General features: G+C 41.8%; 23 protein-coding genes. 16 read left to right on the forward strand and 7 right to left on the reverse strand.

The genetic code is table 11. From position 1 onward, the window contains the following. The first annotated feature begins 113 nt into the window (after positions 1 to 113). From PV403_RS20660 to PV403_RS20670, 3 genes are all read left to right on the forward strand, one after another. Positions 114 to 1,619, forward strand: a complete 1,506-nt coding sequence (locus PV403_RS20660) for an alpha-glucosidase/alpha-galactosidase (RefSeq protein WP_332085877.1) — start codon at positions 114 to 116, stop codon at positions 1,617 to 1,619. A 210-nt stretch (positions 1,620 to 1,829) separates the two neighbouring features. Continuing rightward, positions 1,830 to 1,982: a hypothetical protein gene (locus PV403_RS20665; protein WP_332085878.1), complete on the forward strand. Its 153-nt coding sequence runs from the start codon at positions 1,830 to 1,832 to the stop codon at positions 1,980 to 1,982. 228 nt (positions 1,983 to 2,210) lie between these two features. Continuing rightward, positions 2,211 to 2,639, forward strand: a complete 429-nt coding sequence (locus PV403_RS20670) for a helix-turn-helix domain-containing protein (RefSeq protein ID WP_213535331.1) — start codon at positions 2,211 to 2,213, stop codon at positions 2,637 to 2,639. Between the two features lie 109 nt (positions 2,640 to 2,748). On the opposite strand, the gene PV403_RS20675 is transcribed toward PV403_RS20670, so the two are convergent. Further along, positions 2,749 to 3,546 carry a formate/nitrite transporter family protein gene (locus PV403_RS20675; RefSeq protein WP_332085879.1) on the reverse strand — a complete coding sequence of 266 codons (798 nt, stop codon included), beginning with the start codon at positions 3,544 to 3,546 and terminating at the stop codon, positions 2,749 to 2,751. 531 nt (positions 3,547 to 4,077) lie between these two features. Here PV403_RS20675 and PV403_RS20680 point away from each other — a divergent pair. From PV403_RS20680 to PV403_RS20720, 9 genes are all read left to right on the forward strand, one after another. After that, positions 4,078 to 4,599, forward strand: coding sequence for a metallophosphoesterase family protein (locus tag PV403_RS20680; protein WP_332085880.1), 522 nt, complete (start codon positions 4,078 to 4,080; stop codon positions 4,597 to 4,599). Continuing rightward, positions 4,568 to 5,014, forward strand: coding sequence for a hypothetical protein (locus PV403_RS20685; protein ID WP_332085881.1), 447 nt, complete (start codon positions 4,568 to 4,570; stop codon positions 5,012 to 5,014). Before PV403_RS20680 ends, PV403_RS20685 begins: the two co-directional genes overlap by 32 nt. After that, the gene (locus PV403_RS20690; RefSeq protein ID WP_332085882.1) at positions 5,007 to 5,663 is read left to right on the forward strand and encodes a glycerol-3-phosphate responsive antiterminator; all 657 of its coding nucleotides are present in this window, start codon (positions 5,007 to 5,009) and stop codon (positions 5,661 to 5,663) included. Before PV403_RS20685 ends, PV403_RS20690 begins: the two co-directional genes overlap by 8 nt. 275 nt (positions 5,664 to 5,938) lie before the next feature. After that, the gene (locus PV403_RS20695; RefSeq protein WP_332085883.1) at positions 5,939 to 7,267 is read left to right on the forward strand and encodes an ABC transporter substrate-binding protein; all 1,329 of its coding nucleotides are present in this window, start codon (positions 5,939 to 5,941) and stop codon (positions 7,265 to 7,267) included. A gap of 14 nt (positions 7,268 to 7,281) precedes the next feature. Further along, on the forward strand, positions 7,282 to 8,397 hold the full coding sequence (locus PV403_RS20700) for an ABC transporter ATP-binding protein (protein ID WP_332085884.1): 1,116 nt from the start codon (positions 7,282 to 7,284) through the stop codon (positions 8,395 to 8,397). A 4-nt stretch (positions 8,398 to 8,401) separates the two neighbouring features. After that, positions 8,402 to 9,289, forward strand: coding sequence for a carbohydrate ABC transporter permease (locus PV403_RS20705; RefSeq protein ID WP_332085885.1), 888 nt, complete (start codon positions 8,402 to 8,404; stop codon positions 9,287 to 9,289). A 91-nt stretch (positions 9,290 to 9,380) separates the two neighbouring features. Then, the gene (locus tag PV403_RS20710) at positions 9,381 to 10,208 is read left to right on the forward strand and encodes a carbohydrate ABC transporter permease (RefSeq protein ID WP_332085896.1); all 828 of its coding nucleotides are present in this window, start codon (positions 9,381 to 9,383) and stop codon (positions 10,206 to 10,208) included. 46 nt (positions 10,209 to 10,254) lie between these two features. Next, positions 10,255 to 10,530, forward strand: coding sequence for a hypothetical protein (locus PV403_RS20715; protein ID WP_332085886.1), 276 nt, complete (start codon positions 10,255 to 10,257; stop codon positions 10,528 to 10,530). Between the two features lie 360 nt (positions 10,531 to 10,890). Then, a complete protein-coding gene (locus tag PV403_RS20720) occupies positions 10,891 to 11,094 on the forward strand; it encodes an excalibur calcium-binding domain-containing protein (protein WP_332085897.1) in 204 nt (67 codons plus the stop codon). A gap of 109 nt (positions 11,095 to 11,203) precedes the next feature. Here PV403_RS20720 and PV403_RS20725 read toward each other — a convergent pair whose 3' ends face one another. The 4 genes from PV403_RS20725 to PV403_RS20740 form a co-directional block, all read right to left on the reverse strand. Further along, on the reverse strand, positions 11,204 to 11,401 hold the full coding sequence (locus PV403_RS20725) for a hypothetical protein (protein WP_160033967.1): 198 nt from the start codon (positions 11,399 to 11,401) through the stop codon (positions 11,204 to 11,206). Between the two features lie 437 nt (positions 11,402 to 11,838). Then, a complete protein-coding gene (locus tag PV403_RS20730) occupies positions 11,839 to 12,987 on the reverse strand; it encodes a mannitol-1-phosphate 5-dehydrogenase (RefSeq protein WP_332085887.1) in 1,149 nt (382 codons plus the stop codon). 38 nt (positions 12,988 to 13,025) lie between these two features. Beyond that, the gene (locus PV403_RS20735) at positions 13,026 to 14,993 is read right to left on the reverse strand and encodes a PTS mannitol transporter subunit IICBA (RefSeq protein WP_332085888.1); all 1,968 of its coding nucleotides are present in this window, start codon (positions 14,991 to 14,993) and stop codon (positions 13,026 to 13,028) included. Further along, positions 14,990 to 17,125: a BglG family transcription antiterminator gene (locus PV403_RS20740; RefSeq protein WP_332085889.1), complete on the reverse strand. Its 2,136-nt coding sequence runs from the start codon at positions 17,123 to 17,125 to the stop codon at positions 14,990 to 14,992. The genes PV403_RS20735 and PV403_RS20740 overlap by 4 nt, the downstream gene beginning before the upstream one ends. A gap of 414 nt (positions 17,126 to 17,539) precedes the next feature. On the opposite strand from PV403_RS20740, the gene PV403_RS20745 reads away from it, so the two are divergent. Further along, positions 17,540 to 17,959 carry an organic hydroperoxide resistance protein gene (locus PV403_RS20745; protein WP_332085890.1) on the forward strand — a complete coding sequence of 140 codons (420 nt, stop codon included), beginning with the start codon at positions 17,540 to 17,542 and terminating at the stop codon, positions 17,957 to 17,959. Positions 17,960 to 18,111: 152 nt separating this feature from the next. Here PV403_RS20745 and PV403_RS20750 read toward each other — a convergent pair whose 3' ends face one another. Further along, positions 18,112 to 18,276, reverse strand: coding sequence for a hypothetical protein (locus PV403_RS20750; RefSeq protein ID WP_213535347.1), 165 nt, complete (start codon positions 18,274 to 18,276; stop codon positions 18,112 to 18,114). 169 nt (positions 18,277 to 18,445) lie between these two features. On the opposite strand from PV403_RS20750, the gene PV403_RS20755 reads away from it, so the two are divergent. Beyond that, the gene (locus tag PV403_RS20755; protein WP_332085891.1) at positions 18,446 to 18,823 is read left to right on the forward strand and encodes a hypothetical protein; all 378 of its coding nucleotides are present in this window, start codon (positions 18,446 to 18,448) and stop codon (positions 18,821 to 18,823) included. A 123-nt stretch (positions 18,824 to 18,946) separates the two neighbouring features. On the opposite strand, the gene PV403_RS20760 is transcribed toward PV403_RS20755, so the two are convergent. After that, positions 18,947 to 19,789: a hypothetical protein gene (locus PV403_RS20760; RefSeq protein ID WP_332085892.1), complete on the reverse strand. Its 843-nt coding sequence runs from the start codon at positions 19,787 to 19,789 to the stop codon at positions 18,947 to 18,949. 411 nt (positions 19,790 to 20,200) lie between these two features. Here PV403_RS20760 and PV403_RS20765 point away from each other — a divergent pair, with 411 nt between their 5' ends. Further along, a complete protein-coding gene (locus PV403_RS20765) occupies positions 20,201 to 20,671 on the forward strand; it encodes a GNAT family N-acetyltransferase (RefSeq protein ID WP_332085893.1) in 471 nt (156 codons plus the stop codon). Between the two features lie 239 nt (positions 20,672 to 20,910). Continuing rightward, on the forward strand, positions 20,911 to 21,453 hold the full coding sequence (locus tag PV403_RS20770; RefSeq protein WP_283771314.1) for a TetR/AcrR family transcriptional regulator: 543 nt from the start codon (positions 20,911 to 20,913) through the stop codon (positions 21,451 to 21,453). Position 21,454: the final 1 nt, after the last annotated feature.

Raw genomic sequence — 21,454 nt, forward strand, 5'->3', positions numbered from 1 at the left:
AAGTCATGATATTGGTAACGCTTCCTATCTTGCGATTGCTACAATAATCGTATACAAATCAAACCCTTTTTTTGAGGGGGAAGGTTTCAATAATGGAAGGTGGAGCATCTTATATGTCATGTAAAATCGCTTTTATTGGCGCTGGAAGTATTGGATTTACACGCGGATTACTGCGTGACTTATTAACCGTACCTGAGTTCAGTAACCTCGAGATTTCATTTCATGATATTAGTAAACATAATCTCGATATGGTAACAGAGTTGTGTCAAAGAGATATTATGGAAAATGGGCTTGGCATACAGATTCATTCGACAACCGATCGACGCGAGGCTTTGAAAGACGCAAAATATGTCATTTGTACGATTCGTGTCGGCGGTCTGGAAGCTTTTGCGAGCGATGTCGATATTCCACTAAAATATGGTGTCGATCAGTGTGTAGGGGACACGCTTTGTGCGGGCGGAATCATGTATGGTCAGCGTGGCATTGCGGAAATGATGGAGATTTGTAAAGACATTCGTGAGGTGTGTGCGGAAGATGTACTGCTGCTGAACTACTCTAACCCAATGGCGATGCTTACCTGGGCGTGTAATCAATATGGCGGTGTCCGCACCATCGGTTTGTGTCATGGTGTACAGCATGGGCATCATCAAATTGCCGAAGTGTATGGACTTGAGATGAAAGAAGTGGACATCGTATGTGCAGGAATTAATCATCAGACTTGGTATATTAAAGCAAGTCATGAAGGTAAAGATCTGACCGCGGGGCTGCTTGAAGCCTTCCTGAAACATCCAGAGTATAGCCGTACCGAAAAAGTAAGGATTGATATGCTTCGCAGATTCGGATACTACAGTACAGAATCCAATGGACATCTGAGTGAATATGTTCCATGGTACCGGAAACGTCCTGAGGAGATTAAGGAATGGATTGACCTCGGCAGCTGGATTAACGGCGAAACAGGCGGATATCTGCGTGTGTGTACGGAAGGTCGTAACTGGTTTGAGACAGATTTTCCAAACTGGATGAAGGATGAGCCCAATCGTTTTACAGCAGATCAGCGAGGGCAGGAACACGGATCTTATATTATCGAGAGTCTTGAGACTGGAAGAGTCTACCGCGGACATTTTAACGTAGTAAATAACGGAGTTATCTCGAATCTGCCGGATGATGCCGTCATCGAAGCTCCAGGGTATGTAGATCGTAACGGCATCTCTATGCCGCATGTGGGTCCGCTTCCCCTTGGACCGGCTGCCGTATGTAATGTGAGTATTTCCGTACAGCGCCTTGCCGTAGAGGCGGCCATTCAGGGAGACGATCAGCTGCTTCGTCAGGCTTTTTTGATGGACCCGCTCGTAGGTGCTGTATGTAACCCGAATGAGATCTGGCAGATGGTTGATGAGATGCTCGTTGCACAGGAAAGGTGGCTTCCGAAGTACAGTCATGCGATCGACGAGGCAAAACAAAGAATGGCTTCCGAAAGCTGGATTCCGGTTAAAGATTATGAAGGTGCGGCACGGATGAAAGTGAAGACGGTTGAGGAAATGCAGCAGGATCGCGAAGCGGCGTCTAGAAATGCAGGTGAGTCGGATAAAGGGAAGGATCGGGAAAAGGTAGGAAATTAAAAAAACGAAGTATGCTTTTCATAGGCATCTGTCATTACCATGGCAGGTGCTTTTTATTTTTGACGAGCATTCTCTACAGAAATGAGCTTCTTTGTTCGATAAAAAAGGAAGAGGGTGAAATTGATTTACTCAAAGGAAATAGAGGAAAATATATACAAATGGTTGGTGTGCTGTTAAATTAATAAAAAAGAAGTTATAGGAGGAAATAAGATGAGTCGACGTATAGATATGGTTATTATGTTTGGTTACTTGTGTATCCTCCTGTTCGGTGTACTAGTAAAAGAAATTCCAGCTCAATTTGGAACGAAGACGGATACAGCATCAAAGGGAAGAAGTAGTAATAATCATAAGAGTGATACATAGAATGACAGAAGAGACTGTATTTCTAATCATGAAATCAGTCTTTTTTTGTAAACTAAGGAATGAATTGACCACTAGATGATTCAGGTCTATAATATTAACATAGCTGTTAAGTTTACGAATAGATTCATTTTTAAGGCATATTTTAGGTATAGATTGCATTACATAAGGAAATAAGAACAACATGAACATTCAATATTATGCTAAAGAGTAAAGGAAGGGTAATTCGAAATGATTAAGACTGAAACCGCTTACCGCAGAGCAAAAGAAAAGCTGAAAGACCACAAAGCCTATATCGCGAATGAGAAACTTCGTTTAGAAAGTATGGGTCTTAGTAAAGACCAAATTTCACACGCTGTTCAGCCGCTGCTTGCTTTTAAAGGGGAGCTTGAACAAGATATTCAACATTATGAGATGATTAAACAAGGAGTCTTCCTCCCGATTGAGACGATTATGGAAGTCGGTAAAAATTTAATTGCTCATCGGATCTATATGAACTTATCTCAAGCCGAGCTTGCGAAAAGACTGGGGGTATCTGAAGCTCAAGTATCAAGAGATGAACGGAATGAATATGAAGGAGCAACGACAGAGAAGATACAAAGTGTGATGAATGCGCTAGGTTTAAAAACAACGATTCATATTGAAACGGCTGCAGTGTAACTAAGGGAATCGGGGACTGAATACGGACGGCCCCTTGTATAGAATGAATGCATAAACAGGGTGTAGGAACATTAGTCGTTCCCGCACCCTGTTTCTCGTTAAGCGTAGGTTAGTGTTTTATTTCTTCTTCCTCATCTTCAAACGGCTTATTGATATAGTAATAAAAATACCCCATCATAAATACGCCGCCGACCATATTACCAATGGTAACTGGAATTAAGTTGTGGAGTATGGCACCAATCGTAATCGTTTCCGAATGATCCAGCACTAGTGCGATCGCAAAGGTACACATGTTAGCAATACTATGTTCATAACCTGATATAAAAAAGCAGAAGACAAAGAGGACCATTGCAAACAGCTTCGCGCCATTTTCCTTCATGAACATCGGTACAAAAAAAGCGAGACATACGAGCCAGTTACATAGAATAGCACGGAAAAACAACTCCACTACGGTAGCATCCAGCTTATGCTCCACTACATTAATCAGGAACGAGTTAACACTAGGAGAGGCATAGAGATTCGTTACATCAATGAGAAATGCGAATACCAGTGCACCAAGCAGGTTGCCTGCATACGTGAGTCCCCACAGCTTGTAGACGGTTTTCCATTCCATTTTTTTCTTAAGGGCTGCATAAGTAAAATAAAAGGTATTTCCAGTAAACAGGTCCGCTCCCCCATAAGCAATCAGGATGATCGCTGCTCCAAATGTAAGTGCGGCCATGGGATAAGCTGCCGGTGAATCCGCTATGTAAAAATAGTTACCTGTCTTAAAAGCAACAATAACCCCGAATCCAATGAACATACTGGCAAGCATCGCTCGCAGAATGTACATTTTCCAATCTTTTTGGTAGACTCTTTGCTTTCTTAGTGCATATTTCTCAACTTGTCGTAAACCTTCTGCTTCCAAATGGATCCCTCCGTATTCTGCGAAACAAATAATAAATCGATTATGATTTCCAGAGTCTTTACAAGATTATGTCCAGGTTCAAGTCAGTGTATGTATTTCCAGTAATACTAAGGTAAGAAAAGAACGTAATATCCGACCTCAACCTAAATTAAAATAAGCGATCGTAAAATGTAATCCTATAAGTTATTTCACATTTGAGTTATGAAATTGATTCAAAGATGTAAATAACAAAAGGGCGCGAGTGAGTATTCGAGCCCTTCTTTCTTATATATACCACCATAATAGCAGATGACACACTATATTGCGTATTTATGCAAAGTTCTTCCAATAGATTACGTGAGAATTTATCCTGTTCATAACATTTCCAAGCAGAAACTTCAATTTATTATTTTTAACACAATTTGATTTAAATGTAAATACAGGTTTGCTGAAGATACACATTTACAAAAAACGTGACTGGATAAAGATCTCAGATAACATTCTCCCTCTATACTTCATTACAGATCAACTCAAAGGAGAGTGTACAAGACCATGAGGATCGCATTGATAGGTGACTTACATTATCATGAGGCAGATCAAACACTAGGTAACTGGGTAGAAGCAAGAGATGCGTTTTATAAAAATATGCTGCATCATTTTTTAAGTTCTGAAGCCGACTTGTATATATCACTTGGGGATCTGACCAATCTCGGAACAAAGCGCGAATTGCAAGAAGTTTACGAGATCATACATTCTTATGAACGCAGGTTTCATCATGTTCTGGGTAATCACGATACGTATACTCAGCCTAAAAAAGAAATTCAAAAACAAACAGGACAAGCCTGTTATTACTCTATAACTATGGAAGATTTCATTCTTGTATTTCTAGATACGACAAGAGAGATGGATGTGAGAAACTGGGGAGGCTGGCTTGACGAAGAACAGTTGAACTGGTTTGAGGAAGTGGTCCAAATGTCAGGATCAAAGCCGATGCTGGTCTTTGCACATCACCCGGTCCATGTAACAACGACAGGTTCAGATCGTGAAAAAAGGATCAATCGATCCTTCCATTGATATGTGGCGTATTCTCCACCAGAAAAAAGGAACAGGGGTTTATTTTAACGGACATACGCACGTGGATTCAATTATGGAACAGGATGGATGGACCTTTATTCAGCTGTCTGCCTGCCTGGATCAGCATGCCTATCGGATCGCCGAAATTACGGGGGAAGAAGTCCGAGTTCAGGCTGTAGATATTATAGATTCCACGCTCACTGATCAGTTACCTGAAATTTTTACTTATATGAATCATTTTAGGGCCACTCCGCATGCTCGGGGAAAACAGCAAGAGCGAGCGTGCTGTGTGCAGCTGCTGGGCGAGCGGTTGAACGAAGCAGATTTATTCGAAACATTAGAAGCGGTGCTGAATGAAGAGGACCTGCAAATCAGTGCAGCCACCAGACACGGAGGAGATAAAGCGCATGTCTAACCGTGTATCTCAGCTAGCTCTAGGAGCGGAAAACACCAAACTATCCACTAGAAAAACAAAACAGCAGCATGCTGTGGATGATCTGCTAAAACGTCTATCCGAGTATCGTAATGTAGCTTCCATTCGGGATGTTCGTTACCTTGAAACCGCCCTTTCTTACCGAGATCAGCTCAGTGCGGTGTTCCTTCTTACCGGAAGTATTGGTGTGATTAAAAGTTATGTGGAATTATTTCAAAAACATCATATTCCGGTATTCGTGCATGTAGAGAAGATCGGGGGGCTTTCTTATGACCAGCAGGGGCTTGAATATGTAGCGAATGCAATACGGCCGGACGGGATTATTACAACCAAGATTCAAGTCGTCAAGAAAGCACAGAAATTAGGTCTTACTACCATCCAGCGATTCTTTCTTGTTGATTCGGAAGGACTGGCCAATATTGCGCAAAGTCTCGCTCAGGTAGAACCCGATGTTATCGAGATCATGCCTGCACGCATTCCTGAGGTGCTTCACAAGGTGAGAGAAATGACAGACATTCCCGTCATCTCCGGAGGACTTCTACGAAAACGAGAGCATGCGGAAGCATGTATATTGGAGGGGGCAACGGCCATTTCTTCATCTAGTCAGCAGATGTGGGAAAAATCATTCTAGGAGCGATTCCTTCAAAATCTAATCTATAAAGTTTATCCTTACTTAACACGAATCTTCAATTCGGTTAACAGTAACGTCTTAAGATGAGAAGAGATAAGAGAAATAACGTATTTCCTGACAAGTAAATATGTACCCGGGTTGGAGTGATGGAGAAACCTAATCGGATCAAGAGAGAGCCTGTAACTGGCTGTTCTTGGTCTGATCGAGGTTTCTTTTTGTTATATCAGGTAGCTGGGCTTAGGTTCATGATGTTCATTCTAAGGAGGATACAAAGGATGAGAAGAGGAAAGAGACGGAATTTATTAACACTGGTACTAGGAATGAGCGTTTTACTTGCTGCTTGCGGTACGGATTCAGGAGGAAGCAATGCAACAAGTGCTGCAGGTGCTGCTCCCGGGAACAGCGGAAATACGGAAGAGAAGATACAGATTAAATACTGGTATGCCTATGGAGAAAAGATTGAAGAGGCAAAACAAGAATTAGTAAAACGTTTTAATGAATCTCAGGACAGAATCGAAGTCGTTGCTGAGTATCAAGGCAACTATGATGATTTACATGCCAAGGTACAAGCTGCTTTTGCTGCAAACAATGCGCCGGCCGTATCAGATCTAGAGATTTCCTCAACAGGAACCTTTGCCAGGTACGGAATGATCACTGATCTCACTGCTTTAGCAGAACAAGATAAAGAAAAACTGCAAATTGACGATTTCAACCCAGGACTCATGGGGAATGCCTATGTGGATGGCAAGCTATACGGGCTGCCGTTTATGCGAAGTACACCGATTATGTATATGAATGTCAGCATTCTAGAAGAGGCCGGGCTTGACCCCGCTGGACCGAAGACATGGGACGAATTTGAAGAGTACGGTAAAGTGCTGAAAGCAAAAGGGAAAACAGCAATGACAATGCCTACAGATATTTGGTTCTACGAGGGACTTGTAGCACAGTCTGGTGGTCAGGTATTAGCGGATGATGGGAAGTCTGCTTTATTTAACTCTCCTGAAGGTGTTGCTCCTGTAGAGTTCTGGAAGAAATTAGCCGGCGAAGGAATCATTAAAATTCCAGTGGGAGATGAAGCTGGAGCAACGGCGGAAAAAGACTGGGCTAACCAGACATCTGCGTTTCGATTTGGTTCAACCGCAGGGGTTGCCGGTGCTATTGAAATCTCACAAGGAAATAACTTTGAATTTAACACGGCCTTTATGCCGGCGAATAAATCATATGGCGTTCCTACAGGCGGTTGTCAGCTCGTAATTACATCAAAACTTAGTGAAGAAGAAACAGCGGCAGCTTGGGAATTTCTTACCTTCATGACAACGGCTGAGAGTACAACGTATCAAAGCAAACACACGGGATATTTACCTACGCGAATCTCAGCGCTCGAAAGTGAAGAATTACAGTCGCTCTATAAGGAATACCCGCAATATAAAGTTGCTGTAGATCAGCTGGCTTATGCCAGACCTCGTCCGATGGAGACGGCATATCCTGAAGTTGCGAAAATCGTAAAGAATGCCATTGAGAAAACATTACTTGATCCCAAAGTCTCTGCCCAGGATGCGATGAACGAAGCCAATGAGAAAGCAAATACACTGTTAGGTAAATAAAAGGAGTGGAGAAGATGGGCCAAATTGAGCTAAAAGGAATCAGCAAGTTTTTTAAGCAGGAAGAGGTAATCAAGGACCTTGACCTTACGATAAAAGATGGTTCATTTACGGTGCTTGTCGGTCCATCTGGCTGTGGTAAATCAACAACGCTCCGCATGATTGCGGGGCTTGATGACCAGTCCAGCGGCGATATTTTTATTGATGGCAAGCGAGTGAATGGAGTTCCCCCGGGTATGCGTGATGTGGCGATGGTTTTCCAAAACTATGCACTCTATCCAACGATGAATGTCCATGACAATATTGAATTTGGACTGATTAACCGGAAGATTCCGAAGAAGGAACGCGATACGCTGATTGCTGATATCTCCGAAATTGTAGGCCTGAGTGATTATATGAAAAAGAAGCCGGAGATGCTCTCCGGCGGACAGCGCCAGCGTGTAGCTCTTGCTCGCGCTATGGTTAAGAAACCCGAGGTCTTTATTCTCGATGAGCCGCTCAGTAACCTGGATGCGAAGCTCCGCCATCAGATGCGGGCAGAGCTTATTCAGCTGCATAAAAGGCTGGGGACGACATTTGTGTATGTAACCCATGATCAGGTAGAGGCCATGTCTATGGGCGATGAGATTGTCATTATGAATAAAGGAGTCATTCAGCAAGCGGCTTCCCCAATTGAACTGTATCACAATCCAGCAAACATGTTTGCTGCTCAGTTTATTGGAACACCTGCGATGAACATTCTTCCCTATAAAGGGATCCATTTTCCCTCTTTATCAGCAAAAAGCAAAGAAGAGATTCGCCATTTCGGATTTCGTCCTGAGCACGCGCAGCTGCATACCGGGCATGAGTTAAAAGGAGAGGGCCTTAGAATCAGTGGAGAAATCATGACCAGGGAAAGCCTCGGGGCAGAGAGTATATACCAGATCCAGTCGAGCTTCGGTATGTTTTCCGTTAAGACTTTCCTTTCTCCTCTTATTATGAATAACATGGTTACCGTTACAGTTCCATATGAGCAGTTGTACTATTTTGACTCTAGGGGACTTAGGGTAAGACAAGCAGAATATAGAGCCGCTGGAAGTGAAAATGGAACGACGAAATCTCTTGAACTCATTTCGGTGAGCGGAGGAGGCTAGAGGCATGATGAGTTCGACATCAAGTATATGGCATAAGCTTAGACCTTATGGAATGGTAATGCCGGCACTAGCTGTTTTTGGTGTATTCTTCATTTATCCTATTTTTTATATGATGTATCTCAGTGTATTTGACTGGAATTTTGTCAGCCCTACAAAGGATTATGTCGGTTTGCAAAATTTTTCGGCATTATTGTCGGATGCTGAGTTTCGTCAGGTCATACTAAATACGACAATATACACCGTTTCTACCGTGCTTCTCACCCTTAGTATTTCTTTACTGCTGGCTCTTTGGTTAAATCGTTCCGGAGCGTTCTATGGATTTGTCCAAGGGGCCATATTCAGTCCGCATATTATTTCTTTGGTATCCATTTCACTGCTATGGAGCTGGCTGATGGACCCAGAGTATGGGCTATTGAACTGGGTTATCGGCCTTTTGGGATTTGGACCATTAGAGTGGTTATCTCATCCGGATACTTCCCTCATGTCACTCATTCTGGTTGCTGTGTGGAAAGGGATCGGATTTAACACCCTTGTCTTTATTGCCGGATTGCAAAGCATTCCGCAAAGTATCTATGAAGCGGCTGCACTGGATCGTTCCAAACCATGGCGTACGTTTATGCGTTTAACGCTGCCCATGTTATCTCCAACGCTGTTTTTCCTAGCGATTATGAGTATGATTGGTTCCTTTCAGGTGTTTGAGACGATTGCCATTATGACGCAGGGCGGGCCGGTGAATTCCACAAACACCTTGGTCTATTACATCTATCAATATGGTTTCCGTTTCTTTAAGATTGGCTATGCTTCAGCGGCTGGGGTAATCTTGCTTGTGATTGTCGGGATCCTAACCCTTATCTATTTCCGTCTATTATCCAAAAAGGTGCATTATCGGTAAAAGGGAGAGGAGGCTACTTATGAATGTACTTGAACCAGCAGCAAGAGCAGAACGCGCATCTAGGGACAAAGTGAAAGAGGAAGTAAGCAGCATGAAGGTGATAAACCGTCTCCTGAAAGTCGTTAACGTAATGTTAATGGGGGTGCTTGTCCTTATCTTTGCTTTACCCTTTGTTTGGATGGTGTCCACATCACTTAAAACACTGCCGGAAACGATGATCTTTCCGCCCGAGTGGATTCCAGAAGCCCCGCAGTGGCAAAACTTTATTCAAGCCTGGAACTCTGGACCGTTTCTTCACTATTTTATGAACAGCGTGATGATCTCCGCAGGCATTCTGCTGCTGCAGATGCTGACGATTATTCCTGCTGCCTATGCGTTTGCGAGGTTTGAGTTTAAGGGATCAGGTATTTTGTTTGGATTTGTCATGGTAACGCTGATGATTCCTTCTCAGCTCATCTTCTTGCCCGTGTATCTTGAACTTAGTTCCTGGAATCTGCTTAACACGCATCTTGGGCTGATTCTACCTTTTGCATCCAGTGCATTCGGGATATTTCTTCTGCGCCAATCGTTTAAGCAAGTGCCGAATGAACTCATCGAGGCAGCTCGTCTGGATAAAGCAAAAGAGTGGAAGATTATGCTGAAGCTGATGATTCCCATGGCTCGTCCTGCACTTATTACCTTCGGATTGTTCAGTTTTATTAGTCACTGGAATGATTATTTCTGGCCGCTGGTGATGACAACGAACGAAACGGCGCGGACCCTTCCGCTCGGGATTGCCAAGATTCGAGAAACAGAAGGATTGACCACATGGAATGTTCTTATGGCAGGCAATTTGATACTTGTTGTACCGATTCTAATTATTTTCTTCTTTGCACAGCGCTCGATTATTAAAGCATTTGTATATAATGGTGTGAAATAAGGACATATGTATATGAAGACAAGCTGTTTTCAAGTGACTAGAACCTATGGTTAAATGGTATCCGGAGGTGATTTTTATCCTGAACCCGGGTAAGAAAAAACGCAATCCTAAGTTTGTAATAGCGGAGGCAGTTGTTACCGCCCTCGCCCTAATTTTATTGATTATTTCGCTAGTGAATTCGGGTATCTCTCTAGGTTGGTTTTTCCTCAGTATGTCTGTGGTCTATGCCATTCGGTATTGGGAGCTTCGATCGTGGATTCAGGTGCTTTCCATCGTGATTTTGGCTTTAGGTGCCGTAAGTTTGTTTATGTTAGGACAATAAGTTAGACGAGTTAAAAAAGTGGCCTCTCCTATTAAATGGGGAGGTCTTTTTCGTTTAATTCCCCATCTGTACTCATAAAAAAGACGTGCCAATTAGATAGTCCGCTAATTAAAGAAAGAGCTGGTGAAGGAGTAAAAGCATCATAAACGGATCTCCCACCTGGATATTATTCACTTAATAACATTAATCTTCTATAAAAACTTCCGAAACGATCAATAAATTCATATATTTTCCTTTCATATTATATTAAAATAAATGACGGTGTTGTATACATAATGTATCGGAGGTGGCGTGTAAATGAGAAAATGCCTAAAAATCACAATGGTAACTTTGGTATCTGTTTCCATAACGTTCGGAGTAATGGGTGAGATCCATGCAGAGAGTGCGAAAAAGTATAAGAACTGTACTGAGCTGAACAAAGTGTATAAGGGCGGAGTCGCCAAGTCTTCTTCCATTAAAAATAAAGGAGGCAAAACGAAATATAAACCGCATGTTTCTGCATCGCTGTATGAAGCCAATCAATCAAAAGATCGGGATAAGGACGGGATTGCTTGCGAGAAATAGAAGAATAGAGGGGAGATAGCATAATAACAAAAGCCGATACTCGCTCCTTATCAAAAGAGTGGACATCGGCTGATCAAATAAAAAATAATATAGGATAGGGGGCTAGAATTCAAAATGGGACAGGAATGAGGGTAGAGCAATGTCTAATTTCCTGAAAAGGAATGCTGACAATACCTTGTGTATGTTTTAGACGAAGCTTCTTATAAGGAAGCTGAAGACTTACGACTCCAGAATAGACAGACCCATCGGTTAAAGAAAGATGTACAGAATAACCTTTTTGCTCAGCAATTTGTAGTTCTTTCATCATAGAAATTCCTCCGTTCGCTTTTGATTAGTTCATAATAACTATGTCGGTAGCAGGAAGAAAAAAGTGAAGACATATTTTTGTAATCGCTTTCTTTAAATATAAATGAATTTCCTGAGCGAAAACAAGGTGTAAATAGTCCTGTTTATCATTTTATATACTTATAGAATACCCAAATGGACAAAACAATTAACATATTTGCGAAAAACCTTATATACAAATATCAATCTCATAACTCATTAAAACGATAAATTTGTAACTACATATAGACAAATAGAACCATTTTGATCTATATATAATCTTGATTAAAGCAACTGAAGGTATTATGAAATTGATTTAAAAAAGAACCATTTTAGCGGAGAAATCTGCACTAAAAACACAAAAAAACCGTCATCCTTAGAGGATGACGGTTGAGCATATTCAGCTTCACATCAGATTTATTAAGCTTTGGAAGTCTTCGCATATTCTTCACAGATGATGCGGTGATCTTCACTGCCTTCCGTAAATCCAGTAACAGAGGATACAGCAGCTTCGATGCCATTTTTGGCAATTTGCTCTTGCAACTCTTTGGATTGCGGATCTTGCGGGTTATCATAATGGAATGCAGCTGCAATACCTTTCAGAAGAGCAACATGTCCAAGTCCATATTGAATCGCCATATTAGCAGGACCTACTAGACGATCAGCAGGACCAAGCTTACGAAGCGGTTCACGACCTACACGAATAACTTCATCGCGAATATATGGGTTTTTAAAGCGTTTTTCGATCTTATCAATGTATTTATAGTGTTCTTCTTTATCAAAACCATGTTTCTTGATCAGTGCATCGCCGCTTTCTTCCATTGCCTGACGTACCACTGCGCGAATCTCATCATTATTGATTGCTTCTTCAATGGTTTCCATACCAGCCAGGTAACCAAGGTAAGCAGTAATCGCATGACCTGTGTTCAATGTGAACAGTTTACGCTGAACATAAGCAAGCAGGTTATCTGTCAGTTTCATGCCTGGAATTTGAGGTACTTCTCCTTTGAGGGAAGGCTCTTCTACGATCCATTCGTAGAAAGACTCAACACCGACATCAAGCATGTTCTCACCTTGGTAAGGAGGAACGATCCGGTCTACTGAACAGTTAGCAAAACCTACATTCTTCTCAGCATATGCTTTACCTGCCTCGGACAAGTGAGTGTACACCTGTTCTTCTAGGTGTTTGCTTCCGCCGACCATGTTCTCACAAGCGATGATATTCAGAACACCTCTGTCTGCTTCTCTGCGAGCTTCAATACCTTTAGCAATCGTAGAAGCAATAATTTTCAGAACATTCGGACCTACTGCAGTCGTTACGATGTCAGCCTCAGCCACTTCGTTCACGATATCTGGACCATTTGAGAGTACACCAGAAACATTCGTGATGGTTTCTTGTCTTTGCTCCAGATCAAGAATATGGATTTGGTAGCTTTTTTTCTCGTTCAGTTCATTAATCATTTCTTCATTAATATCTGCAAATACGACATGGTAAGAAGCTTGGGAGAGAAGGGCGCCGATAAAGCCGCGCCCGATATTTCCTGCTCCAAATTGAATTGCTTTTTTCATATGAAAAACCCGCTTTCGTTTTAAAGATTTGGTATTCTTTATTCTCCGAAAATGCTGTAGATTTCATTAGGATCTTTGGATTGTGCCAGTCTAGTTACAGTAGATTCATCTTCAATGGCTTCTGCAATTTTCGTAAGAATCTGTAAGTGTTCTCTGCCTGCTCCGGCGATCCCGATTACGAGATATGCACGGCCGCCTTCGAATTCAACACCTTCTGGATATTGATGAACAACGATACCGCTTGTTTTAATTTCTTTTTTCGCATCGCCAACTCCGTGAGGAATCGCTACACCGTTACCGATGTAAGTCGTTGCTACCCCTTCGCGTTCAATCATGGCATCCACATAATGTGGTTTTACATATCCTGCTGCAACAAGGGATTCACCTGCACGGCGGATCGCATCTTCCTTACTTACGGATGGAAGCTGGAGTACAATGTTTTCTTTACGTAGTACGTCGCCGCCTTTTGTTTCTTCCGAAGTTTCTTTCACTTCTTCAGGAACGGCTTTTTCTACTGCACCCGATACATCTTCTTTTGCGTTTTCAGGTACAGGAGATGCACTTTGTTCATGTTTTGCTTTTAAGTCGGCAATTAACTTGTCATAAATCGGATTATTTACAAAGTTATCAATCGAGACGTGAATTGCATTCGGAGCTTTTCCTTTTGCTCGTGGAGTCAGATTCTGCTGTGTAACAACAAGATCTGCATCACCTGGAATATTCTCAATTGCTGTGTTTGTTACGTCAATCGGCAGGCCAGCTGCTTTTACTTTTTTACGGAAAGAAGTAGCGCCCATCGCACTTGAACCCATACCAGCATCACATGCAAAGATGATTTTCTTGATTTCTGCTTTGTCATTCAAGTTTGCTGCAGGAGCATCAGTGATCCCTTTGCTGCTCTTTTTCATACCTGCTACTGCTTCTTTTGCTTTTTCTAGGTCTTGTTCATCTGCAGAAGATCTGCGCAAGAATAAAGAAGAGAGCAAGAAAGATACAACAACAGATACGAGAACACCAGCAAGAATAGGAAGATAAGAACCTTTTGCTGACATCGCCAAGATCGCAATGATACTTCCTGGAGAAGATGCAGCAATGAGACCCGCATCAAGCAAGTTAAATGTGAATACACCAGCCATACCAGACACGATGACAGATACGAACATAATTGGTTTCATCAAGACATACGGGAAGTAAACCTCATGAATACCACCAAAGAAATGAATGATTGCTGCGCCCGGTGCAGATCCTTTAATGGAACCTTTTCCGAAGAAGCAGTAAGCAAGCAGTACACCAAGACCTGGTCCTGGGTTTGCTTCAAGCAAGAACATGATCGATTGACCCGTGGTTTCTGCTTGTTGAATACCAATTGGACTTAGAATTCCATGGTTAATTGCATTGTTCAAGAACAAGATTTTTGCTGGCTCGATAAAGATGGATACAAGCGGGAGAATTCCCCAAGTCAGCATCGCATCTACACCTGAAGCCAACAGGTTAGTGAATGTGGCTACAACAGGTCCAATACCGTAAAGTCCTGCAATAGCGAGAAGCATACCGATAATACCGGCAGAGAAGTTGTTAACAAGCATTTCAAAACCAGAAGGTGTTTTGCTTCCAACATATTTATCAAACTGCTTGATTACCCATCCGCCGAGCGGACCCATGATCATGGCACCGATAAACATCGGAATATCTGCTCCGACAATAACCCCCATTGCGGCAATGGCACCTAGTACCCCGCCTCGATGATCGTGAACGGCTTTACCGCCGCTATATGCAATCAGCAGTGGAAGAAGGTATTTAATCATTGGATCCACAAGGGATGCCAGTGTAGCATTCGGGAAATAACCTGCCTCAATAAAGAGAGCAGTCAGAAGCCCCCAGGCAATAAAGGCACCGATATTCGGCATAACCATTGCACTTAGAAAGCGTCCAAATTTCTGAGTTGCTTGTTTGATGTTGCCCGTTTTTTTAGGGACAGATTCGCTAGTAGCTTCCAGCGTACTCATATTTGTTCTACCTCCATTGTGTATTGTTCCATCTTTCGTAAATATAGATCTTTCAAAATACCTTGAATTTCTTTCGTTAAGGCAGCTTGGCGAGCTACACTTAGACGAATAGCAAAGCCAGGACGGTCTATCAGGGATTTGCTGACTTCGCTTGCCGCTTCCAGATACGTACGTTCGCTTTGTTTTGGAGCTAATAAAATGATGGCAGAATAGAGATTTGCATCATTTTCTGTGCCATAGGTCAGCGGTTCCTTAAAGCGAATAATACCAAGAGCTAAACGATGAATAACGGTCGATCTGCAGTGTAGTAGAAAGATTCCCTCCGTAGAAAGAATCGTTTCCCCAAGTCGTTCCCTATCATGAAGTTCGCGGCTGAGCGTTGAAGCTTCTTCCTCCTCGGTCGTAAATTGCCTAGCAATCTTATCGATCAGCTCATTAACCGTTCTAGATTCCACTAGATCTTCAATGACCAGATTATTCATGAGATCTTGAATACCTTGAATCAGATTCTTCTGCTTTTCCAGCGTATCTGGTAAATAAGCGGGTGCTTCATTTGAAGCAGGCTGAAGTTCTGGTAAAGGTTCAAGATGTTCAAGAGCAGTTCTTACGTTTTTCATATCCGCTTCTCCAAGGAGAGGTGATACTCTGACTACTTGTCTCTTGCTTGTAAGATCTACGGTGGAGATGACAAGATCGACTTGTTCATCAAGCTCACTGATCTCTGCAGCAGAGATGGCATCGACAACTTGAAGAGAAGGGAATTCTTTTCTAACTCTGGTTTGGAGAAGACTTGAGGTGCCCATTCCGCTTGCACATACGATTAAGACACGAACAGGTCGTTCTCTGTACTTAACTCCTGCATATTCTGACATCGCTCCGATGTGTAGGGCGATGTAACCGATTTCTGCTTCTGGGACAGGCTTTTCTAGATAATCTTCTAGGACTTTGGCGCACTTTTTGGCTACCTTATAAGTGGTAGCGTATTGCTCCTTAATCTGAGAGAGCAAAGGGTTACGAATATCGAGGCCAAGCCGTAATCGCTCAATAGCAGGACCAAGATGACTAATAAAACCATAGAAAAGCTTGCTGTTACTTTTTAATTCAAAACCTGTTTCCGCTTCCGCTTCTTTAAGAATTTTTCGAGCCAGGCGAACGAGCTCAAAACTGACATTCTCGTAAGCTGCCTCCGATTCGGCTTCGGTTTGAATTCTTGTCTCAGCACCCTTTAGGTGCATAGTAATATAGCCAACTTCATCTTCGGGAATCGTTAGACCGAGAACTTCCTCTAAGCGTTTTACAAGCATCTGAGCTGCATTGAAATCAGGATGCAATCGCAGTTCGCTAAGCACGCTTGGGGGAATAATAATACGTTGTCCCTTTTTGATTCTCTCGATCGCAAGAGCAAGGTGGACGGCAAGCCCAATAAAGGCGCTGTCTGTCAGCTTCATCCCGGTTCTTTCTTCGAGTTCTGTCAAATACTTCTCAATAATCACAATCGTGCTATCTTCTACAAGATTCAGAAGCCGACTTCGAATATGATATTGAATTCGTCCTAACGTTTGGCCGCTTTCATTGAGCGGGTCACGAACCAGACGAATGAGTTCATATTCATCCACACTCTCATGAAGCAGATGAATGAGTGCAGCCCGATAATCCTTTTCTGTGCCTTCTACGTAAATACCATATCCCGGTTTACGCATTAGCTTAATATGAAAGGCTTCCAGCCAGCCTTCGATGAGATCCAGATCGTGGCTGAGTGTACCTTCCGTTACTTTAAATTTTGAAGCGAAGGTGAAAAGTTTGATCGGTTCAGAACTCAGTAAAAGCTCACTAATAATAAAATAGCGGCGTTCATCTCGGGAATAACTGGCGGGTGCTTTAAAGGCTTCAATCGCGTCACGAACGGACTCAAAAGCAGAGGGTTCTCCTTCAAGCATAAGACCAGCCCCGGGTTTACGGTTTAGCGTAAGAGCATAATCGCTGAGCCATTTTTCCATAGCGGACAGCTCGCGTTTAATCGTTTTTTCACTAACATCCAATTCATCTGACAGCTCACGTACGGTTACAAAGCGGCCTGGCGTTGCAAGAAGAAACCGGGTCATTTGAACTGTTCTTTCACTGGGTTTCTTCATGAATCCACGCTCCTTGTAAAAAGTATACGAAAAACAAACTGGCCAGAATTAAGAAAACGATATCAACTTGCAGCTTGAAATTTATAAGGTTTTTTACTGGAGTCAATAAAAATTGTAATCAAAGCCCTTGACAAATTCAAAGGAAAGATACTGGGGTTTGACCCCTACAACATAGGGACATATTTAAAAAGGACAAAGGTAGTGTTCGTTAATGGAGAAAACGTTATTCAGAATTTCTGAAAAGAGTAAAGAGAGTAAAAACCATTGATTATTAAAAAAGGATTTACTTTCAATATTATATTTTGTACAATTGAATTGTTAGTAATTTTATTGAGTTGAAATTAATTAAGAAGAATTGAAACAAGAGATGAATCGAAACAAGAATACATGAGTAATCCAAAGGAGAATAAAACGATGAAAACATTATATGAAACAACCGTGATCAACACAGGTGGACGCCAAGGGTTTGTACAATCTCCAGATAATACATTCCTGCTGGAAGTTGCAGCCCCGCCTGAACTTGGAGGAAAAGAAACGACAGCGACCAACCCGGAACAATTGTTTGCTGCGGGATATAGTGCTTGCTTTAACTCTGCGCTGGAGTTTCAATTGAAGAAGAATCAAGTAAAGATTGAGAAGAGTACAGTAACCGCGACGGTGATGTTAAAAACGGATCCTGAGGATAACGGAGTTAAACTAGAAGTCGAACTGAACGTTCGTATCGATGGACTGGATGAGGAAACAGCACAGAAGTATGTGAAACTAGCTCATGATTACTGCCCTTATTCTAAAGCCATTAAAGGAAATGTAAATGTTACAGTAGGTCTGGAATAAGCCGACTATTTAAATAGAAGAAACTGGTTAGAAGTAATACGTGATATCAATAAAAAGACTGCAGGCAAACTAGTTTAAGCTAGTGTGTCTACAGTCTGATTTGGATACCAAAGCGGTATCCATTTTTTTAATTGAAATTAGAATCGTGATCCTTACGTATTCCATTTTTCCTGTTCTTTTTTCTTTTCCATGTCCTGACGCCATTTCTCGTCTCGATCGAGAGCTTCTTTCACATAATCCCGGGGTGGAATTTTAGAATTAATGTTAAGCAACAAGAAAATAATAATGATTAAGAGTAAAAGTATCAAAAATACCATGTTTGCGCCTCCTTCATATATGTTCTATCCATTGAGAGAACAATAATTCTGTGTTATAGTAGCGTTTTATTTTCAAGATAACTACGTGGTAATTTTTAATAGTTAACCTTGATTATACCATTTTTATGTTGTTTACGAAGGGATATGTTTTAAAATGGGGAGAAAAGAAATGAATAAAGGAATGATTTTTGCCTTCTTTTGTGCGATTCTCTTATTGTTTCAACTTGAAACCGCAGAAGCACAAGAAGTGACGAATACCAAGGTACAAATGGCAACTCTTAGTACGTTATCTGCTAAGATGGAGCGGGTAAACAACCCAGATGAGGGTAAGGGATTGTCATTATCAAACGAATTAAGGGAACAGATAATAGATAAGTACGGTCTTGAACCGCCAGAGCCAGTAAAGCCGAAATTTACAAGTGACTGGGGCATAATCTATGGTGATATTATGATGAGTTCTGGTAAACCTGCTCTTCAGCTGGGACCGAATGCCTCAAGAGATCTGGCTAAGCTATTTACGTACATAATAACGATCGCTAATTTATAACTAGGATTACAATGTAAAATCCCTCTGTCATTCCATCAAGGTTATTACTTTGTTAGATGATCAGGGGGATTTTTTCTATTTCGCTAAAGATTCTTTATTTTCTAACTTAGGGTACCGATTACACTATAAAAAGCTGGCCATCATGCCGCCAAGCACAGACAGTACAATAGAACTAACAATTTTGTAGATTAGATAGAACAAGATAAGGTTAGCAATGATCAGCGCATAGGTGACATCTACTGTCTGGTGGTTCGTCTGCAAAACTGGATATGTAAAAATACTTATATTTACGGCTACAAAAGCAATGAGAAACGCAATCCCCATTAAAACCAGGGATAGGTTTGTAAGATGCACCATAAACAGGAGATTCGCTAGCAGAATTGATGCTACAGAAGGAATAAGCAGGGTTCCATATCCCGCTGCGACCTGCTTAAAGTCCGCTTTTGTTCGGTATAGCTTTGTCATACCGTAAACAATGGCTAAACCAACAAGCAGTGTAATTCCTGTAAACAGTAAGGGCTTCATAAACCCGCTCATAAAGCTGGTGCCATATCCAAAGCTGACTCTGTTCAGCACAAGCATGGAGAAGAGGGCAGTAAGAATCGAAATCAAGCTCATTGTAATATAGCTGTGTAGTGCATGTGCCGGTTGTACATTTCGCATCGTCTGGTAAGGTCTTAGCAGTGCTTTTACAAAAAAGGAAAGATACTGTCTGCTTACTTCTGCAGCTTGCTGAACCCGTTCGTTTTGCCCAAGTGATTGCAGGGGATTGGCTTTGGCTCTTCCTTCAGCTGCAACTTGACCTCCTTTTATTACGGAATCTCCGTATCCATCCTGAGTGGAAAACCTTGCTTCTTCATTGCTGTCTACGTGTGACGGATTCGTAATCCTTCTTCTACTGGCGGCACCGCATTCTGCGCAGTAGGCACCTTGTCCGTTTTCATAACCACAATTCTCACATCTCATTCAATAACCTCCTATAAAATGATTACGCCCGAGTATCCTTCTAACAGTCTACCGAACTAGAGCGATCGACTACCTCGGACAGAGGTTATATCGGATAGAAAGGTAAAATATATAATATTTTACTAATTTTAATTAATTTTTTTTAATATCCTTGGTTGTTATAATCAGGAGTATATATAGATCAAAATGGTTATGAAATTGATTCAAATTTATATAAATAGATGTATAGGATTCAGACATAAAATCGCAAGTTTTTGCAAATAGACAGCGTATTAGAACATGCCATTAAGACCATCATCCGAGTATACTTATAGAATAAATCCCAAATATACCTGCTCTATGTCGAACAGATTGCTGTATAAGATTATTCTTGTTCAACATCGATGCAAAAAATCAGCGGAGGTACTCCTTATGCCCGATATGCTCGTGAAACTATATGACTTGCCTGAAGTAGAACCACTAAGAAGTTATGAACAGCGTACAGGGGTTACGATCCGCCGTGCGATCGCACCAGAGAAGCATGTTGTTGCTGACTGGGTGGGAAAGCATTTTGGAAAGGGATGGGTAAGTGAAGCGGAAGTTGCTTTTGCCAGGTCGCCTATTACCTGTCTTGTCGCGGTAGAGAACAGTAAGATGCTTGGATTTGCTTGTTATGACGCTACGGTTAAAGGTTTTTTTGGTCCTACCGGAGTGGATGAGAAAGAGCGTGGACGCGGAATTGGAAAAATGCTGCTGCTCTATTCACTGGATTATATGAAGCAGGAAGGTTACGGATATGCGATTATTGGAGGAGCAGGGCCGACCCAATTTTATGCAAAAACAACAGGTGCTACCGTTATCGAGGGTTCTGTTCCGGGAATGTATAAAGGGATGCTTTCGTAAGAGTGAATTGAAATGCACCCATTTATTGTATGGTTAAAGTATAGTTAAGAATATCATGACCCCTTATTATTGCTGAGATGATATGATCTTAGCGAAGATAAGGGTTTTTCGTATTGACATCCATTTTTTCCATATATTATAATTATACCGAACAGTCGGTTTAGGGAAAGGAGACGGTTCTCATCGAGGTCAAGCGCAGAAAAGATGCAACTCAAATTAAAAAAGATATCGCTCATCAGATCAAGGATCTATTTTCACAAAAGGGATACAATGCTGCTTCAATGGAAGAGGTTTGTCGAGTTACAGGCCGAAGTAAGGGCAGCATCTATTATCATTTTAAGAGCAAAGAAGAGATGTTTATGTATCTCATCAAGCTGAATAATGAGGAGTGGATGGAAGCCTGGATGGCGAAGGAAGCGGCATATGTGACGACCCGGGAAAAGTTGTTTGCTCTCGCAGATCACTATGTGGATGATATGAACAATCCTCTGACTCATGCGGTTAATGAATTCATGTCCAGCCAAGTTGTCACAGAGGATATGCTAAATGATATGTTGGAGGTGACACGGCTTCCTTATAAGGCATATGAACAGTTGATTATACGAGGTATGGAGCGCGGGGAACTGAAGAAAGACAGTTCGAGTGACATCATGTATGTCCTTAATGGACTAATAAACGGAATGAGTACGCTTTATTTCGAGAAAGACTTAGAAGAGATACGGCGTCTATACAAAAAAGGAATAGAAATATTATTGACCGGAATAGAAGCACCTACCGAATAGG

Source organism: Paenibacillus sp. GYB006, assembly GCF_036577645.1.
Lineage (GTDB): Bacteria > Bacillota > Bacilli > Paenibacillales > Paenibacillaceae > Paenibacillus.

Coding starts and splice junctions, on each gene's coding strand:
- PV403_RS20750 (WP_213535347.1), bottom strand. CDS start 18,276: ATGGTATTTTTGATACTTTTACTCTTAATCATTATTATTTTCTTGTTG.
- PV403_RS20660 (WP_332085877.1), top strand. CDS start 114: ATGTCATGTAAAATCGCTTTTATTGGCGCTGGAAGTATTGGATTTACA.
- PV403_RS20760 (WP_332085892.1), bottom strand. CDS start 19,789: ATGAGATGTGAGAATTGTGGTTATGAAAACGGACAAGGTGCCTACTGC.
- PV403_RS20710 (WP_332085896.1), top strand. CDS start 9,381: ATGAAGGTGATAAACCGTCTCCTGAAAGTCGTTAACGTAATGTTAATG.
- PV403_RS20755 (WP_332085891.1), top strand. CDS start 18,446: ATGAATAAAGGAATGATTTTTGCCTTCTTTTGTGCGATTCTCTTATTG.
- PV403_RS20720 (WP_332085897.1), top strand. CDS start 10,891: ATGGGTGAGATCCATGCAGAGAGTGCGAAAAAGTATAAGAACTGTACT.
- PV403_RS20730 (WP_332085887.1), bottom strand. CDS start 12,987: ATGAAAAAAGCAATTCAATTTGGAGCAGGAAATATCGGGCGCGGCTTT.
- PV403_RS20745 (WP_332085890.1), top strand. CDS start 17,540: ATGAAAACATTATATGAAACAACCGTGATCAACACAGGTGGACGCCAA.
- PV403_RS20690 (WP_332085882.1), top strand. CDS start 5,007: ATGTCTAACCGTGTATCTCAGCTAGCTCTAGGAGCGGAAAACACCAAA.
- PV403_RS20725 (WP_160033967.1), bottom strand. CDS start 11,401: ATGATGAAAGAACTACAAATTGCTGAGCAAAAAGGTTATTCTGTACAT.
- PV403_RS20700 (WP_332085884.1), top strand. CDS start 7,282: ATGGGCCAAATTGAGCTAAAAGGAATCAGCAAGTTTTTTAAGCAGGAA.
- PV403_RS20695 (WP_332085883.1), top strand. CDS start 5,939: ATGAGAAGAGGAAAGAGACGGAATTTATTAACACTGGTACTAGGAATG.
- PV403_RS20665 (WP_332085878.1), top strand. CDS start 1,830: ATGAGTCGACGTATAGATATGGTTATTATGTTTGGTTACTTGTGTATC.
- PV403_RS20735 (WP_332085888.1), bottom strand. CDS start 14,993: ATGAGTACGCTGGAAGCTACTAGCGAATCTGTCCCTAAAAAAACGGGC.
- PV403_RS20670 (WP_213535331.1), top strand. CDS start 2,211: ATGATTAAGACTGAAACCGCTTACCGCAGAGCAAAAGAAAAGCTGAAA.
- PV403_RS20765 (WP_332085893.1), top strand. CDS start 20,201: ATGCCCGATATGCTCGTGAAACTATATGACTTGCCTGAAGTAGAACCA.
- PV403_RS20705 (WP_332085885.1), top strand. CDS start 8,402: ATGATGAGTTCGACATCAAGTATATGGCATAAGCTTAGACCTTATGGA.
- PV403_RS20680 (WP_332085880.1), top strand. CDS start 4,078: ATGAGGATCGCATTGATAGGTGACTTACATTATCATGAGGCAGATCAA.
- PV403_RS20715 (WP_332085886.1), top strand. CDS start 10,255: ATGGTTAAATGGTATCCGGAGGTGATTTTTATCCTGAACCCGGGTAAG.
- PV403_RS20740 (WP_332085889.1), bottom strand. CDS start 17,125: ATGAAGAAACCCAGTGAAAGAACAGTTCAAATGACCCGGTTTCTTCTT.